12 protein-coding genes are annotated in these 17,736 nt (G+C 35.4%); all 12 read left to right on the plus strand.

The genetic code is table 11. From position 1 onward, the window contains the following. Positions 1 to 329 precede the first annotated feature (329 nt). The 12 genes from AC2DGP_RS06875 (at position 330) to AC2DGP_RS06930 (ending at position 17,673) form a co-directional block, all read left to right on the plus strand. Complete coding sequence (locus AC2DGP_RS06875) at positions 330 to 2,816, plus strand: T9SS type A sorting domain-containing protein (protein ID WP_484492274.1); 2,487 nt, start codon at positions 330 to 332, stop codon at positions 2,814 to 2,816. A 225-nt stretch (positions 2,817 to 3,041) separates the two neighbouring features. Continuing rightward, the gene (locus AC2DGP_RS06880; protein WP_484492275.1) at positions 3,042 to 5,582 is read left to right on the plus strand and encodes a glycoside hydrolase family 2 TIM barrel-domain containing protein; all 2,541 of its coding nucleotides are present in this window, start codon (positions 3,042 to 3,044) and stop codon (positions 5,580 to 5,582) included. A 113-nt stretch (positions 5,583 to 5,695) separates the two neighbouring features. Next, a complete protein-coding gene (locus AC2DGP_RS06885; RefSeq protein WP_484492276.1) occupies positions 5,696 to 6,487 on the plus strand; it encodes an IclR family transcriptional regulator in 792 nt (263 codons plus the stop codon). Positions 6,488 to 6,696: 209 nt separating this feature from the next. Next, entirely contained in the window at positions 6,697 to 7,713 is a 1,017-nt protein-coding gene (locus AC2DGP_RS06890) for a zinc-dependent alcohol dehydrogenase (RefSeq protein WP_484492277.1), read from the plus strand. 85 nt (positions 7,714 to 7,798) lie between these two features. Continuing rightward, positions 7,799 to 8,563, plus strand: coding sequence for an SDR family NAD(P)-dependent oxidoreductase (locus AC2DGP_RS06895; protein WP_484492487.1), 765 nt, complete (start codon positions 7,799 to 7,801; stop codon positions 8,561 to 8,563). Positions 8,564 to 8,577: 14 nt separating this feature from the next. Beyond that, positions 8,578 to 10,005 (plus strand): sulfatase, encoded by a 1,428-nt coding sequence (locus tag AC2DGP_RS06900; protein ID WP_484492278.1) that lies wholly within the window; start codon positions 8,578 to 8,580, stop codon positions 10,003 to 10,005. Between the two features lie 9 nt (positions 10,006 to 10,014). Then, a complete protein-coding gene (gene aldA / locus AC2DGP_RS06905; protein WP_152285429.1) occupies positions 10,015 to 11,469 on the plus strand; it encodes an aldehyde dehydrogenase in 1,455 nt (484 codons plus the stop codon). Positions 11,470 to 11,493: 24 nt separating this feature from the next. Beyond that, positions 11,494 to 12,588: a mandelate racemase/muconate lactonizing enzyme family protein gene (locus AC2DGP_RS06910; protein ID WP_484492279.1), complete on the plus strand. Its 1,095-nt coding sequence runs from the start codon at positions 11,494 to 11,496 to the stop codon at positions 12,586 to 12,588. A 23-nt stretch (positions 12,589 to 12,611) separates the two neighbouring features. Further along, a complete protein-coding gene (locus AC2DGP_RS06915) occupies positions 12,612 to 13,646 on the plus strand; it encodes an aldose epimerase family protein (protein ID WP_484492280.1) in 1,035 nt (344 codons plus the stop codon). A 48-nt stretch (positions 13,647 to 13,694) separates the two neighbouring features. Further along, positions 13,695 to 14,714, plus strand: coding sequence for an L-rhamnose/proton symporter RhaT (locus AC2DGP_RS06920; protein WP_484492281.1), 1,020 nt, complete (start codon positions 13,695 to 13,697; stop codon positions 14,712 to 14,714). A 35-nt stretch (positions 14,715 to 14,749) separates the two neighbouring features. Further along, the gene (locus AC2DGP_RS06925; RefSeq protein WP_484492488.1) at positions 14,750 to 16,000 is read left to right on the plus strand and encodes a glycoside hydrolase family 117 protein; all 1,251 of its coding nucleotides are present in this window, start codon (positions 14,750 to 14,752) and stop codon (positions 15,998 to 16,000) included. Positions 16,001 to 16,338: 338 nt separating this feature from the next. After that, on the plus strand, positions 16,339 to 17,673 hold the full coding sequence (locus AC2DGP_RS06930) for a family 43 glycosylhydrolase (protein ID WP_484492282.1): 1,335 nt from the start codon (positions 16,339 to 16,341) through the stop codon (positions 17,671 to 17,673). The last annotated feature ends 63 nt before the right edge of the window (positions 17,674 to 17,736 follow it).

A 17,736-nucleotide genomic window follows, 5' to 3' on the forward strand; every position in this document is an offset into this window, starting at 1 on the left:
TACTGATATTTACAAGCACCCTGAACGAAATCTCTAAATATTTCTATAAATACAAGTTCACAAGTATAACTTATCCATCATAGAGTTTCTAAAACCACACCTATACCCCTTTATTTAAATAAAAAAAGTTACTCTTTAGCCCCGATATAATCCAACCGACCCAATAAATAGAATGTTTTTACTAACCCAAGCTTATCTAGTTTTATTCAATCCATTTTATTTGATTGGATAAAAACATCACAAACTGTTGTGATATTATCTAGTGTTAAAATATTTTTTCAAGATCTACCCGAAGTAAATTTGTAATTGAATTAAAACCAACAAAATCAATGAAACAAACAACCTTATTAATTATGTTTTTCTTAAACTTTTGTGCTTTTGCGCAAACTAAAGTTGACATAAAATTAAACGTACGTCATAAAACTGGAGAAATAGACAGCTTTGACCGAACAAAATTCATAACTATTCACGCCAATCATACCGAAACAGAATGGGATGGTGATAATTTTGTAGATGATTTAAGAAATGATTTTCTTAACGGATATGACGTCTATTTAGGGAGAGATACAGGAGGAATTACATGGAATTTAAATTACATGCCAGAAGACACCGAGAGACCTGGTTTTGCAGACCCAACTAGCATCACTACAAAGGGAACTAATTCAAAAAACACTTATGCCACTAAAACAGCAATTCACCCCTACGAGGCAAGAAGAAACCATGTTATCGCTGCACAATTGCATCCTTTTTGGACAGGAGAAAGTCAAGTACCTACAAAACTTGGATGGGAACTTGCGAACGCAACTGCAACTGGAGAATATATGGGTAGATATTTCAATGCCTTCCATGGCGGAAACGGTCAGCCTCAACCACAATGGGTAGAAGTTATAAATGAACCTGCATATGAAGCACTCGGCGGAAAAACTGACTATACAAACTCACTCCAAGAGATTGCTGAATTTCATGTAGATGTAGCAGACGCCATACGTGCCCAAAATGAAAACTTGCTTATTGGTGGATACACCGTAGCTTTTCCTGATTTTGAAACAGGAGATTTTCAAAGATGGAACAACAGAGATAAATTATTTATTGATGTAGCAGGGACAAAAATGGATTTTTGGTCATGGCATTTATATGATTTCCCTGCGTTTGGAGGAAAAGTAGACTTAAGATCTGGTAGTAACTTAGAAGCTACTTTTGATATGAATGACCAGTACAGCATGATGACATTAGCACACACAAAACCCTATGTTATTTCAGAATACGGAGCGCAGACCCATGATTACAACAACCAAGGATGGAGCCCATATAAAGACTGGCTATTTTTGAAAGCTCAAAATTCAATGATGCTTTCTTTTATGGAAAGACCTGATCATATTGCAATCGCAATTCCATTTACTCCTGTAAAAGCAGAATGGGGATATAACGATAGTAAAGATATCCCTTATAATGCAAGATTAATGCGAAAAACGAATGAACCAGATAGCTACACTGGCGAATGGATTTACACAAACAGAGTTAAATTCTATCAATTATGGCAAAACGTTAAAGGAACACGAATTGATACAAAATCTGATGATTTAGATATCTTAGTAGATGCCTATATAGATGACAACAAAGCATATATTATCCTTAACAACCTTGAATTCAACGAAAAATCAATAGATTTAAACCTATTTGATACCGAAGACGTATCGATTTCAAGTATCTATAAAAGACATCTCACACTAATTGACAACGTTCCTGTTCTTGAAGAGGAAACAATCGCGTCTAATACCCAAAACATAAATCTTGGAGCAGAGTCTACAATGATCTTAGAATATACTTTTGATTCTAATGTAACAATAGATCAACTGAATGAAGAAAAAAAATACTACGCAACCAGTTACCTACAACCTATTATCGCAAACCAATCCATAAACTTTAGCATCAACTCTATTGAAAAAAACAATGCGGGAGAGGCTATTCTTAGACTTGGCTTAGGAAGAGATCACGGATCTAGTCTTACTCCTACTGTTACTGTAAACGGAACTGCCGTTGTAGTACCTACTGACTTTAGAGGTTACGATCAAGCTGATAAAAACAGATTCTTTGGAGTGATTGAAATACCCGTTGCATGGGAAATTCTAACTTCTAACAACACTGTAGATGTAACATTCCCAGATTCAGGGGGACATGTGAGTAGTGCCATTTTTCAAATATTTAATTATTCTGAAGAAGAAGAAGTAACAGAACCTTTTTGTACATGGAAAAACAAGGTTACCAATATTGCTCCAGGTCAAAACCTAGATCTTACGATTGATTACAATACTGCAGGAAAAGATCTTGCCTATATGCAAGTTACACTTCAAGAAATGAACTCTTCTTGGTCCGTTGTAAACACCTACACCCCAATTTACCCTGCAACTAATGACTCTCCTAACCAACAAGAAATAGCGACAACCTATACTATAGATGAAAATGCCACTCCTACTGAAGATTTGCCTGATGGTAATTTTTACTTGATGAAAATTTTTATTTCAATGGATAACAATGCAAGTTTTGCCAATGACAATACTCAGGTAATAATGGATACGGAAATTGCTTCTGTCTTAAACATAAATAAAAATAAAAACTTAAGGATTCATCCCAACCCGGTAAAAGATATTCTTCACCTTGACACGAACAAGAAATCAATCTCGTTTAAAATTTACTCTATAAACGGAAAAGAAATAAAATCCGGTCAAACAGAAGGTTCTATTGAAGTCTCAAACCTAGACATGGGTATGTATGTTTTGATCACAGATTTTGGCATCGAAAACTTCATTAAAAACTAAAAAGATACTTTTAATTAATTTTTCATTCGAATCTCAGAATAGAAATCTTAAAGCTTAAGAAATCGAAATATCCAAAAGATATCTAGATTTTTTGAGCTTTTGTTTTATATGTACAGATTTTGTCTAGACGGTATCTTTTTGAATAACTCAAAATAATAAGATTTTTACACCCTTAATAAAAGCCTCAAAATATTTCTATTCCTAGGCGTTACAATTCTAACTATTATGAAAAATTCCATTCTATTATTTTTAATGTCTGCATTTCTGCTTTCTTGTACTTCTAAACAAAATGTTATACAAGAACGGGAAATAGACTTTAATTTTGGATGGAACTTCTATTTATCACAAGAAAATTTAGCGATCAACCAATTGGAAAACAAAAGATTTCAAGAAGTACAATTACCTCATGATTGGGCTGTAACGAATGAATTTGATGAATCCTTAGGTAAAGATGCAATTGGAACAGGGTATTTAGCTTCTAAGGGCTATGGATATTATCAAAAGAATTTTGATTCTCCATCAAATCGAGAGCAATTAGTTTATGTGTTATTCGATGGGGTTTACAACAACTCTGAAGTGTACATAAACGGAAATAAATTAGGATCTCACCCATATGGTTATTCGCCGTTTTATTATGAGATTTCTGCGTATCTAAATTCTAATGGAAACTCCAATTCAATTATTGTAAAAATTGATCATACCCGATTTGCTGATAGCAGATGGTACACTGGTGCTGGAATTTACAGAAACGTAAAACTAATCACTACGCATAAAGTTCATATTCCTATTTGGGGAACCTTTATTACAACTCCAGAAGTTACAGAAGAACAAGCAATAGTAAATTTAAACACTACAATCAACAATCAATCTCCAGAGGATCAAACACTTTCTATTGAAACTAACATATTAGATTCCAACGGAACCCTTGTTAAAAGCGATACGCAAAGCATCAAATTAAAACAAAACACAAACGGCCAAATTACTCAAGAGATAAATATAAATAAACCTCAACTATGGTCCGTTAACAACCCTAAGCAATATAAAGCAATAACGAGCATCAAATCAAATGGAACCATAGTAGACAAAAAAATTACTGCATTTGGAATCAGATCTATTAGATTCGATACCGATAAAGGATTTTTCTTGAATGGCGAAAACATGAAAATCAAAGGAGTTTGTATTCATCATGATGCAGGAATGGTTGGTACCGCTATACCAAAAGGAGTCCTTAAAAGAAGATTAGAAATATTAAAAGATGGAGGTGTCAACGCCTTAAGAATCTCACATAATCCAGCTTCCAATGAATTATTAGAACTTTGTGACGAAATGGGTTTTTTAGTACAAGACGAATTTTTTGATGAATGGGACAACCCGAAAGACAAAAGATACAATCAAAATGAATCTAAAAGTACCGATTACATAACAAGAGGCTACGTAGAACATTTTCAAGAATGGGCTAAGAGAGATCTCCAAGCCGTTGTTTTAAGTCATCGAAACCATCCTTCCATATTTCAATGGAGTATTGGAAATGAAATTGAATGGACCTATCCTAGAAATGCAGAAGCAACAGGTTTTTTCAATAATATGAGCTGGCAAGGAAATTATTTTTGGTCAGAGCCACCTCACTCTGTTGCTGAAATAAAACATCAATTAGAAACGCTACCTAAAGAGAAATATGACATTGGAAAAACGGCTCAAAAACTATCTAAGTGGACAAAAGAATTAGATACAACCCGCCCTATTACCGCGAATTGCATTTTACCTTCTGCCAGCCATTTATCTGGCTATGCTGATGCTTTAGATATCGTCGGTTATAGTTACAGACGTGTATTGTATGATTACGGACACAAAAACTACCCAGACAAACCAATTATGGGGACAGAAAATTTAGCCCAATATCATGAGTGGAAGGCTGTTTTAGAAAGACCTCATATTGCTGGAATATTTTTATGGACAGGCTTTGATTATATGGGTGAAATTAGAGAACCATGGCCGGTACGTGTTCAACCATCTGGATTGTTAAACACGGCAGGTTTCAAAAAAGGCTCGTATCACATGATGAAAACCCTATGGAACGAGAATCCTCATATCTTTATTGCAACTCAAAATATTGAAAAGTCATTAAACAAAATTGACTCTAAAGGTACTATCGTTGCGAAAAACCCAGAATTCTGGAAAAGAGCTTTATGGCAATGGTATGATATTAACGAACACTGGAACTATAATGAAAACGAAATGATTTCAACTGAAATCTATAGCAATTGTGAGGAAATTGAATTATTTCTCAATGACAAATCTCTAGGAAAGAAAAAGCTTGCAGATTTTGAAGATCACATATACAAATGGGGAATACCTTATAAAGAAGGGACTTTAATTGCCAAGGGGGTTAAAAACGGTAAGAAAATATCTACATCATTAACAACCGCAAAATTGGCATCCAAAATCACTTTGAATCCTGATAAAAAAGAAATCTCTCCGAATAATTATGATGTTGTTCATATTGAGGTTCAATTAACGGACACGAAGGGAAACCCTGCCAAAACAGATGATAAGGAAATTACTTATACCATTGAAGGCCCAGCAAAATTATTAGGTATTGACAATGGTTGGAAAAAAAGTACACAAAAATTCCAAACCAACATCAACACTACCCATCAAGGGAGAACTTTACTTATTTTACAAGCACAAAACACAAAAGGAGAACTTATCATAACCGCAACAGGTAACGGTTTAGAAACCGCCAAAACACAAATTCTAATTAAGTAAAACAAAAAATTAGCTTTACCATTCTTGTTAAAGCTAATTTTATTTTATGTTTCCGCTAAATAGTATCAGCATAAAAAATAATATTACTTTTGTTACAAATCAACCAAAAAAGCATGACTGAAGAAAAAAGCGAAACTAAATCAAGCTACAATGTTCCAAATTTAGAACGTGGGCTCTTGATTATTGAACTATTAGCTGTTCATACGCAAGGATTAACTTTATCGGAAATCATTCAGTCTTTGGATATTTCAAAATCCAGTGCTTTTCGGATCACAAGTACATTGATTTTTAAAAATTACTTGCAGAAAAACGAGACAACTAAAAAAATAACACTTTCTAGAAAAATACTAACGCTAGGTATCTCCTCAATAAACGAACAAAGTATTGTTGAAATGTCTATAGATGTGATGCGTGCTTTACGTGATGAATTAAAAGAATCAGTGATGCTAGGTGTTCTATTAGGTTCTAAAGGAACAATTTTAGAACAGGTATCCTCTTCATACCCTGTAAAACTTTTTGTTGAACAAGGAACGCAATTTAGTTTGCATAGTTCTGTAGGCGGTAAAAGTATTTTGGCTTACTTACCAGAACCTGAAAGCAACAAAATATTAAAGGGCAAAACACTTCACAAATATACAGAGAACACCATAACCTCGATAAAAGATTTTAAGGAAGAATTAAAGAAAGTCAAAAAAACTGGATATGCCATTGATAACGGAGAAGACATTCAAGGTATTCACTGTATTGGTGCTCCTATTTTTAACGAACAAGGAACCCCTGTTGCTGCTATTTGGATCACCGCACCCCATGGTAGATTACCACATAGTGAGTTTGACAACAAAGGAAAAATTATTGCTGATTACGCTTTTCAAATTTCAACTAAACTGGGATATTTAGGAAAATAATATCCTCTACCATTCTTTTTTACACTGCTCAAAACACGAAAAAGTCTATTTATAGCCTAGATTAAACACGTCTAAAAACTAGACAAAAATTCAACATACATCGGTTTCATATATAAATTCAGTTTCTTATTTGAATAAACCATTAACATTTTATATATTTGTTTCATATTAGAAACAAGTTTTTTATTTGAAACAAAATATATTATAAAATGAAAGCAACACAATACGAAGGAAACAAGACTTTTTCAGTTGTTGAGAAAAGTGTAGAGGAACCAAAAAAAGGCGAGGTTAGAATAAAAGTAGCTTATTCAGGTGTTTGTGGTACTGATGTACATATTTACCACGGAATGATGGACCAAAGAGTTGACATGCCGCAAACTATCGGGCATGAAATGTCTGGTACTATTGACGCTATTGGGGAAGATGTTAATAATTACGCTATAGGCGATAAAGTTGTGGTGCGACCTCTTGATGATTCTAAAGCAAAACCATCTGACAAAGGATTCAATCATATTTGTGAAGAATTAAACTTCATCGGAATTGATAGTCCAGGATCTATGCAACAATATTGGAATGTACCTGCTTTCACATTACACAAATTGAAAGAAAATACCGATTTAAAATTAGCGGCATTAATTGAACCATTATCAGTTGCAACACATGATGTTCGATTAAGTGGGTTGGTAGCTGGTGAAACTGCCGTTGTATTAGGTGGTGGACCTATCGGGCTATTGGTAGCAATGGTTGCAAAAGAAGTAGGTGCTCAGGTAATTATTTCAGAAGTAAACCCAACGCGTATCGCAAAAGCTAAAGAATTAGGTTTTGATGCAGTGAGTCCGTTAGAGGTTGATTTAGTGGAATACGTTCATGGGAAAACCGATGGTCGTAAAGCAGATGTTGTATTTGAAGTTGCAGGAGTTCAACCCGCTTTGGATGTTATGACAGAAGTAGCAGGAATTAGAGGAAGAATTGTAATGGTTGCCATTCACGGTGTGAAAAAAGAAATTGATCTTTTCAAATTCTTTTGGAAAGAATTAAAACTAATTGGAGCTCGTGTGTATGAAAGAGAAGATTATGAAAAATCTATCGCGCTAATTACAGCAAATGAATTGCCTTTTGAAGCTATGATTACAGACGTTCAACCGCTATCAAACATACAACAAGTATTTGAAAACATCGACAAGAACCCTGATGGCTTAAAAGTATTAATGGACTGTCAACTTTAATTTTAAACACAAATGTCAGTTCGAATGATTTATTGAGATTAAAAAATCATATCGAAAACATTTACATATAACTAACAACATGAGTATCTTAAATAAATTTAATTTAGAAGGAAAAACAGCTTTAGTAACAGGTTGTAAACGTGGAATCGGAAAAGCAATGGCTATTGGTTTGGCTGAGGCCGGAGCAAATATCATTGGAGTATCTGCTTCATTAGAGCTAGAGGGAAGTCAAGTAGAAAAAGACGTTAAAGCCTTAGGAAAGAATTTCCAAGCATACCAATGTGATTTTTCTGATAGAAAATCTTTATACAAATTTATCGCTGAAGTAAAAGAAGACCACCCTCAAATAGACATCTTAGTCAATAATGCTGGTACTATTTTAAGAGCACCAGCAGCTGAACATCCAGATGAAATGTGGGACAAAGTAATTGAGGTAAACCAAAATGCTCAATTTATTTTAACAAGAGAAATTGGAAAAGAAATGGTAGCTCGTGGTGAAGGTAAAATTATTTTCACGGCCTCTTTACTAACATTCCAAGGAGGAATTACGGTACCTGGGTACGCTGCTTCCAAAGGAGCCATTGGTCAAATGACTATGGCATTTGCCAATGAGTGGGCTGGTAAAGGAGTAAATGTAAATGCAATTGCACCAGGTTATATTTCTACAGACAACACAGAAGCATTAAGAAATGACCCAGTGAGATCTGAGTCTATTTTATCAAGAATTCCAGCAGGTAGATGGGGTAACGCCGAAGATTTTGCGGGACCTACAGTGTTTTTAGCATCAGAAGCTGCAGCATATATGAATGGAACTACCATGTTAGTAGATGGTGGATGGATGGGTAGATAATTCAAAAATATTCAATGAGACTAATTTTAATCAAGATAAACACAATCATACAATCGCTTTGCTTACTAGCGGTTGTATGTGGTGTTTGTCACCAAATTTCCGCGCAACAAAAACCAAATATCGTATTCATCCTTTCTGATGATGCAGGATATGCTGATTTTGGTTTTCAAGGAAGTAAAGATTTTAAAACTCCTAACCTAGATGCATTAGCAAAAAGCGGAGTTAGGTTTACACAAGCGTATGTATCTGCGGCGGTATGTGGACCTTCTAGAGCCGGAATATTAACCGGACGATACCAACAAAAGTTTGGATTTGAAGAAAACAATGTTCCTGGATACATGAGTCACTCTGGACTTACAGGAGATGCAATGGGTTTACCCATAGACGAAACTACAGTAGCCGATTACCTAAAAGAATTAGGGTATACCACTGCAATTTTCGGAAAATGGCATATGGGTAATGCGGATCGATTCCATCCAACAAAAAGAGGTTTTGACACCTTTTATGGTTTTAGAGGTGGTGCAAGAAGTTATTATGAGGTTGACAAAGACAGTCCAAAATTTGAAGCTGATAAACAACTTGAAACTGGTTTTGAGAATTATCAAGAAAGTGAACTTTATTTAACAGATGCTTTAGCTAACGAAACTTCTGAATTTATTGAAAAAAACAAAAACAACCCTTTTTTCGTTTATCTTTCCTTTAACGCTGTTCACACGCCAATGGAGGCAAGAGAAGACGACCTAAAGAAGGTACCAAAACACTTAACAGGAAAAAGAAGAACCCTTGCTGCTATGACAATAGGGTTGGATAGAGCTTGTGGTGTTGTTTTGGATAAAATTAAAAAATTAGGACTGGAAAAAAACACACTAATAGTTTTTGCTAATGACAATGGGGGACCTACGGACTCCAATAAATCTTGTAACGACCCATTAAGCGGAACCAAAGCGAATCATCTTGAGGGAGGTATAAGAATTCCATTTCTAATGTCATGGAAAGGCAAACTTGAAAAAAAACAAGTCTATACAAAACCTATAAGCACCTTAGATCTTTTACCAACATTTGTATCAATTGCAGGTGGAACAATTGAAGACAAACCACATCTAGATGGAGTTAACCTTATCCCCTATTTAGAGGAAAATAATTCAAAGACACCTCATGAAACTTTGTATTGGAAAAAAGAATCTAGAGCAGCGATAAGACACAATGAATATAAACTGATTAGATTCCCTGATCGTCCCGCTGAATTATACAACATTGAACAAGACATTTCAGAAATAAATGATTTGGCTTCTGAAAACCCAGAAAAGGTTAAAGAATTATATAAAAAATTATTTGAATGGGAATTGACTTTGGAAAGACCTCTTTGGCAATTAAAGAGACTTTACGAGGGAAAAGCCGCCATTCGAATGGACAACAATAGAAAAGAAAAATTAAAAAAATAATATACTATTATGGCAGAAATTAAAGATTACCAATTATTTATAAATGGTGAATGGAGAACATCTACTTCAGGTGAAACAATTGATATTGTAAGTCCATCAACCGAAGAAGTAGTAGCACGTGTGCAAAATGGAACAGCAGAAGAAGCTATCGAAGCTTTAGAAGCTGCCGATAAAGCACAAAAAGAATGGAAAAAACTACCTGCTAGAGAAAGAGCAGATTTACTGTACAAATTAGCTGACGAAATTGATGCTAATAACGAATCTCTTGCACAACTTTTAGTAAAAGAACAAGGAAAGTTATTGAAAGTAGCGCGTTTCGAAGTCCAAGTAACAGCTTCTTTTATCAGATATGCATGTGAAGGAGCAAGAAGAATTGAAGGAGATATCATTCCTTCGGATAATCCTAATGAGCAAATTTGGATCCAAAAAGTACCAAGAGGTGTTGTAGTTGCAATTACTGCTTGGAACTTCCCACTTGCCTTAGCTGGTAGAAAATTAGGGCCCGCTTTGGTAGCTGGTAACACTATTGTTATCAAACCAACATCTGAAACTCCTCTAGCAACATTGGAATTGGGAGATTTGGCTAATAAAGTAGGTATTCCTGCAGGAGTAATCAATATCTTAACTGGTCCAGGACGTGCAATGGGTAACGCGCTTGTTGAAAGTCCATTATGTAAAATGGTAACAATGACTGGATCTACTCCAGTAGGTCAGCAAATTGCAAGAAATGCAGCTGACAACCTTACACATGTTCAATTAGAACTTGGAGGAAAAGCTCCTTTTATAGTTTTTGAAGATGCTGATATTGACGCAGCAGTAGAATCTGCACTGCATTCTAGATTTGACAACTGTGGACAAGTTTGTACTTGTAACGAAAGAATGTATGTTCATGAGAATATTTATGATACTTTCATGGAGAAATTTTTAGCAAAAGTTGCTGAAATAAAAGTTGGTGATCCGATGCTAGAAGAAACAGACATGGGACCAAAAGTGAATGGAAATGAATTAAAGCACATGGAGCACTTGGTAGAAGTAAGTGTTAAAGAAGGTGCTACTATTGCCGCGGGAGGAAAACGACCAGAGGGTGCTGAATTCGAAAAAGGATTTTGGTTTGAACCTACTGTTTTAACCGGAGTTACTCAAGATATGACTATTGTACATGAAGAATCTTTCGGACCTATACTACCTGTTTTAAAATTTAATTCTTTTGAACAAGTGATTGAATTCGCAAACGATTGTGAATACGGTTTAGCCGCCATGGTATTCACGAACGATATGAATACAATTATGAAATGTAATGATGAGCTTGAATATGGTGAAATCTATGTAAATAGAGGTCATGGTGAGCAGCATCAAGGTTTCCATAATGGTTATAAACTTTCAGGATCTGGAGGTGAAGATGGTAAATATGGTTTTGAACAATATTTAGAGAAAAAGACATTTTACATCAGACACAAAGCTTAATCCTATTCTTAAAAAAATATTATTATGAGTACAAAAATATCAAAGGTAGACGTAAAACTATTTACCGTTCCATTACCTGAAGTAATGGCTGATGCAAAACATGGTGATCACTATCATTTTGAATTGATCACTACTACCATTACTTTGGAAGATGGTAGCGAAGGAACTGGATATACCTACACAGGTGGAAAAGGAGGTTTTGCAATAAAAGCCATGATTGAGCATGATTTCTCAGAGGTTTTAATCGGAAAAGATGGTACTGACATTGATGGATTATATGATTGCATGGAATGGCATGTTCACTATGTAGGACGTGGTGGTGTGGCTTCATTTGCAATTTCTACCATTGATATCGCCTTATGGGATATCAAATGTAAAAAAGCAGGTCAGCCGCTATGGAAAATGGCAGGTGGTGCGGGTAATACTTGTAAAGCATACTGCGGAGGTATTGATTTGATGTTCCCTATCGAAAAGCTTTTGAAAAACATGGAAGGGTATTTAGCTAAAGGTTTCAATGCTGTAAAAATCAAAATAGGTAGAGAAAACCTGCAAGAAGATTTAGACAGAATCAAAGCGGTAAGAGAATATATTGGGCCAGATGTTACTTTCATGGTGGATGCCAACTACTCTATGACAGTAGAAAAAGCTATTAAAGCGATTGAAGGATTCAAACAATATGACATTACCTGGTTTGAAGAGCCAATCATTCCTGATAACTACAAAGGTTTTGGAGAAATTGTTGATGCCACGGGATTCCCTTTAGCCATGGGAGAAAACCTACATACAATTCATGAATTTGAATATGCTTTTGATCAGGCAAAACTTTCATTTGCTCAACCAGACGCTTCCAATTGTGGAGGAATTACAGGATGGTTAGCAGCTGCTAGATTAGCGGACAAACATGGAATACCAGCTTGTTCACATGGTATGCAAGAACTTCATGTAAGTTTGGTTTCCGCACAACCAAATTCAGGTTGGCTAGAAGTACATAGTTTTCCTATTGATGAATACACAACCAGACCATTAGTTGTAGAAAACTATAGAGCCGTAGCACCCGACTATCCTGGAGTAGGTGTTATTTTTGATTGGGAGAAACTAGCTCCTTTTGAAGAAAAATAAATTACTAAACTTAAACCAATAAAATGAGTATACATATTTCAGACTTTGGAGAAGTTCAAGGCGAAAAAATAAAACAATACACCATTGCTAATGCAAACGGTGTAGAAGTGAAAATCATCAATTTTGGCGCAACTATCACTTCTTTAAAAGTTCCTAACTCTAGTGGTGTAATAGAAAACATTGCTTGTGGATTTGACACATTAGAAGGGTATTTTGACACCACCTACCTAGAAAACTCTCCTTATTTCGGGGGAACAATTGGAAGGTATTGCTCTCAAATTAAAGATGCAAAATTTACTCTAAATAACCAGGAATACAACTTAGCAAAAAACTGTGGTGAAAACAATCTACATGGTGGAAAGCAAGGATTTGACAAAAGGGTTTGGCAATCGAGAGAAATAGATAACGGAGTTGAAATGACTTTGTTTAGCAAAGACTTAGAGGAAGGTTATCCAGGAGATGTGGCTACTACCGTCACTTTTACGCTTAGCAATACGAATGAGCTACGCATTGACTACAAAGCTTCTACGACCAAAGACACTCCTATTTCCTTAACTAATCATACTTACTTTAATCTCGACGGATTTGCTTCTACTGTTGAAAAACATGTAGCAAAAGTAAACACCAACAAAAGACAAGTGATGGATGAAACTGGAGCTGGAACAGGAGAAATTGTTGATATTTCGAATCAAGCCGATGATTTAACAAAAGGAAAAATAATCGGTGATGTTCATAGTGAGATTAATGATGGTTTTGAACACTTTTACACTTTTGAAAATCCTAATTTTGACTTAATTGAAGTGGCTCAGGTAGCATCAAATGAATCAGGAAGAACCTTAACTGTTTATAGTAAAGAACCTTGTATGCTCTTATATACGGGTAAATATACTTCTGATGAAATCAAAAGGGAAAATGGAGAACAATATGGAAAATTCCGTGGTTTCTGCTGCGAAACTCACAGATATCAAAACGGACCCAATATTCCCAACTCACCAAAATCTATAACATCAGCGGGAGAAGAATTTGAAAGTACCACGATTTTTAAATTTGAATGGTAATCTAGACGGAGTATAAAAAAACGAATTAATTAAACTTAAAATTATTATATGTTAACAGGTGTATTATTTGCAATTCTTGCAGGATTATTATTAGGCTTATATGCCTTACCAGAGAAATTCACAAAAGACTTTGAATTTGAAAACACATGGAGTATGTTTTTCGCTATCAACACTTTTGTAGTTCCGAACATTGCAGCTTTTCTATTAATAGATGGATTTTCTGATGTTCTAGCCGCAATTCCTTCCAACGTCTTAATTGGAATGATTGTATCTAGTATTGCATGGGGAATTGGAGCCATGATGTGGGGAAAAGCAATTAACCATATCGGTCTTTCCTTAGGTTTTTCAATTTTTATTGGAACCATCATTTTAGTCGGGTCACTGATCCCATTTTTTATTGGTGGAATCCCAGCTAGTAATGTATTCCTAACAATCTTAGGTGGTTTAGTAGTTGTACTAATCGGGGTCATGGCAAACGGAAGAGCAGGAATTATTCGTCAGCAAGATGAAGAAGCGGAGAGTTCTGAAAAGTCAAGCAAAGGAGGATCAATTGTAACCGGAATCACGATCGCTATTGTAGGTGGATTACTTGCTACCGGATTTAGTTTTGCTAACTCTTATGGAGCAGAAATCATTGATCAGGCTTCACAAGCGCAAGGGAATGCCTCTTGGAAAAGTGCCATTGCCGTGATGTATGTAATCTATATGGCCGGTGGTGTTGCCATTGCAATTTATTTTATACAACAATTATCTGCAAAAAAACTTTGGGGAAAATTCAAAACACCTCACCTAGGAAAAAACATTGCCCTAACAAGTATCATGGGAGTTTTCAATTTCGCCGCTTCTGTAGTTTTTGCATATGCAGCATTTAAACTTGGTAAAGAACTTGGTGGTAGTGTTGGTTATGCTATTTTCAACACTGCGTGCGTAGTTACGGCCATCGTAAGTGGATTGATAACAAAGGAATGGGCCAAAGCATCTCTTAAAGCTAAAAACTCTTTATATTTAGGATTGGCATGTATGGTTATTGGTATCGTAATTATAGCTTACTCAAATACACTCGCTTAAACACAAATTAAAATAAAACGAACAAAATGAACAAAATGAACAAAATGAATTTTTTTATTCCTGCAATCATTGGATTAGCATTATTCTCATGTGAGAAAAAAGCTGATTGCAGTCATTCTCATGAGGATCATGAAAAAGTAGTATTATCCGATGAAAAACAAGATTTTCTAGGAATCACTAACAAAGATAAATTAAGTGCCGCCTCAAAAAGAGCATTGCTTTGGGACGACGAATTAATCTATGGAAATGAATGGTTTTTCCAATACCAAACCTATGATTTAAAAGGTGATTTTGCATATGAAGAAGGAGTCGTAAGAAGAGATCCAAGTGCTATCATCAAACATGATGGTAAATACTATACTTGGTTTAGTAGAAGTACAGGACCTTCTCAAGGTTTTGGAGGCGATGTTGTTAAGGACAAAGTATTTCCTTGGGACAGATGTGATATTTGGTATGCAACCTCAACAGATGGTATTACTTGGAAAGAAGAAGGAGTTGCCGTTGCAAGAGGAAAGGCTGGTGAATATGACGATCGTTCTGTTTTCACAGTGGAAATCATGAAACACGAAGACATGTTTTACCTATGCTACCAAACGGTAAAGAACCCTTACAGTGTTCGTGTAAAAAACCAAGTAGGTTTAGCTTGGTCTAAATCACCTAATGGACCTTGGACAAAAAGTAAAGAACCAATATTAAGCCCTGCCGACAACGGTATTTGGAAAGGGGAAGAGCAAGATAGATTTGCTGTAGAAAAAAAGGGAGATTTTGATAGTCATAAGGTACATGATCCATGTATCATTCCTTACAAAGGGAAATTCTACCTTTACTATAAAGGAGAACAAATGGGTGAAGCTATTACGTTTGGTGGACGTCAAATTAGACATGGGGTTGCTATAGCCGATAACCCTAAAGGACCCTACGTGAAATCTCCATACAATCCAATAAGTAATAGTGGTCATGAAATTTGTGTTTGGCCATACAATGGAGGAATCGCTTCCTTAATTACAACGGATGGACCGGAGAAAAACACAGTACAGTGGTCTCCTGATGGAATCAACTTTGAGATTAAAGCAGTAGTAAAAGGTGCACCACATGCCATTGGTTTAAACAGAACGGCTGACAACGAAAAAGAACCAACTGAAATTTTACGTTGGGGATTAACGCATGAATATAAAAACTATAACTATCAGTATATTAGAGGATTTAAAACTTCTAGAATGCAACACCACACCGCAAAAGGAGTTGTAAAAAAAGGAAGTAAATTTTCTGTAAAAAATCAAAAATAGAATTTTATATTTTATTAAAAAAGGCTGTCGTTTGACAGCCTTTTTTCTTTAGTCTAATCTCTCTGAATACAAGACAACATATATGATTTGACCAAATATAATTCATGCTACTAAAAATCCCCCTATTTTTTTAAACTATCCATTATGCTATCAAGCCAAACTAAAAACTAAATGGTTACAGGGAAAACAAAACCTAATTTCAAAACAACCTCCATTGGATAAAATGTAGTATCATAAACTATATAAAAATTTATCAACCATCTGTTTCCCTTTGAAAATCATCTGTTTCTTTAAACGACAAAATTCTTGATTAGTTTTGAACTAGTAAAAACTACATCATGAAAAACTTAATAAATACTTTATTAGCTTGCATCCTACTTCAAACATTGTATGCGCAGAACCCATTAGTAACCCATTTATATACAGCAGACCCAACAGCTCGTGTATTTGACAACAAATTGTATGTCTACCCTTCTTGTGACGCAATCCCACCAAAGGGTGTAGAAGCTCCCAAATTCTGTATGCCTGGTTACCATTCGTTCTCCCTTGAAAACGGAAACACATGGAAAGACCATGGAAGTATTTTGGATCAAAATGACGTTCCTTGGGGAAAGAAAAACTCCTATGGGATGTGGGCCCCTGACTGCATCAAAAAAGGCAAGACCTATTATTATTACTACCCTGCTCAACCTAAGGATGAAAGTGCCTTTAGACGTATCGGTGTAGGAACCTCTAAATCACCTACAGGGCCTTTTAAATGGGAGAAAGAATATATAAAAGGTCTTGATGGAATTGATCCAGGATTGTTGTTAGATGACGATGGGAAAGCCTATATTTTTTATGCTGGCGGAAGGACATTGAAGGTAGCCAAACTAAAAAACAACATGAAGGAAATTGACGGAAGTGGAATAAAAGTAGAAGGCTTACCCGCTGGTTATGTAGAGGGACCATTTCCATTAAAACATGAAGGAAAATATTATCTGACTTTTGCCCATGTCTTTCCGCAAGAAGGATATACAATTGCATACGCAACTAGCGACACACCAATGGGTCCTTATCAATATCAAGGGAAAATTATGGATAATATTGGAAATGGAACAAACCATCATTCCATTGTCAAGTACCAAGACAAATGGATTTTATTTTATCATTGGTGGGAAATTAGTGGCTACAACAAACTACGTTCCATGAGAGCTGACTATATGGAGTTTAAGAAAGATGGGACAATCAAAAAAGTAAAACCAACTTTAAGAGGCATTGGAACTCCAAAAGTAAATGACACCATTCAAATAGATCGTTATAATGAAATCTCATCAGCTAAAACGGCATTTGTAGGAGGAAACGAACCAAAAGGATGGATGGTTTGTGATACCAAAATGATGGGTTATGTAAAATTTAACCGTGTTGATTTTGGTGATGGTGAAGCTAAAAAAATTAAGGCAAGAGTTGCATGTGGACAAAGAAATGGGAGTTTCGAAGTTCGATTAGGGCACTTCAAAGGTAAACTAATTGCCACTTTCCCCGCGGAATTTACAGGGGGTTGGAACCAGTGGAAAACTATTGAAACCGATATCACAGAAAAAATAACAGGAATAAAAAATATAGTTGTGGTGTTTAAATCTGACTGGGGAGCCGACAAAGTTGTGAATCTAAACTGGTTGCTCATAGAGTAAAAAAGATATATACCTTGATAAAAACACATTCGTATTAGTTTATTGAACATTTGTAGACGGTTA

The organism is Flavicella sp. IMCC45537 (genome assembly GCF_057197705.1).

What these genes read in the sequence shown, in the direction of transcription:
- AC2DGP_RS06885 (WP_484492276.1), top strand. Translation starts at nt 5,696, where the DNA reads ATGACTGAAGAAAAAAGCGAAACTAAATCAAGCTACAATGTTCCAAAT.
- AC2DGP_RS06920 (WP_484492281.1), top strand. Translation starts at nt 13,695, where the DNA reads ATGTTAACAGGTGTATTATTTGCAATTCTTGCAGGATTATTATTAGGC.
- AC2DGP_RS06930 (WP_484492282.1), top strand. Translation starts at nt 16,339, where the DNA reads ATGAAAAACTTAATAAATACTTTATTAGCTTGCATCCTACTTCAAACA.
- AC2DGP_RS06900 (WP_484492278.1), top strand. Translation starts at nt 8,578, where the DNA reads ATGAGACTAATTTTAATCAAGATAAACACAATCATACAATCGCTTTGC.
- AC2DGP_RS06890 (WP_484492277.1), top strand. Translation starts at nt 6,697, where the DNA reads ATGAAAGCAACACAATACGAAGGAAACAAGACTTTTTCAGTTGTTGAG.
- aldA (WP_152285429.1), top strand. Translation starts at nt 10,015, where the DNA reads ATGGCAGAAATTAAAGATTACCAATTATTTATAAATGGTGAATGGAGA.
- AC2DGP_RS06925 (WP_484492488.1), top strand. Translation starts at nt 14,750, where the DNA reads ATGAACAAAATGAATTTTTTTATTCCTGCAATCATTGGATTAGCATTA.
- AC2DGP_RS06910 (WP_484492279.1), top strand. Translation starts at nt 11,494, where the DNA reads ATGAGTACAAAAATATCAAAGGTAGACGTAAAACTATTTACCGTTCCA.
- AC2DGP_RS06915 (WP_484492280.1), top strand. Translation starts at nt 12,612, where the DNA reads ATGAGTATACATATTTCAGACTTTGGAGAAGTTCAAGGCGAAAAAATA.
- AC2DGP_RS06880 (WP_484492275.1), top strand. Translation starts at nt 3,042, where the DNA reads ATGAAAAATTCCATTCTATTATTTTTAATGTCTGCATTTCTGCTTTCT.
- AC2DGP_RS06875 (WP_484492274.1), top strand. Translation starts at nt 330, where the DNA reads ATGAAACAAACAACCTTATTAATTATGTTTTTCTTAAACTTTTGTGCT.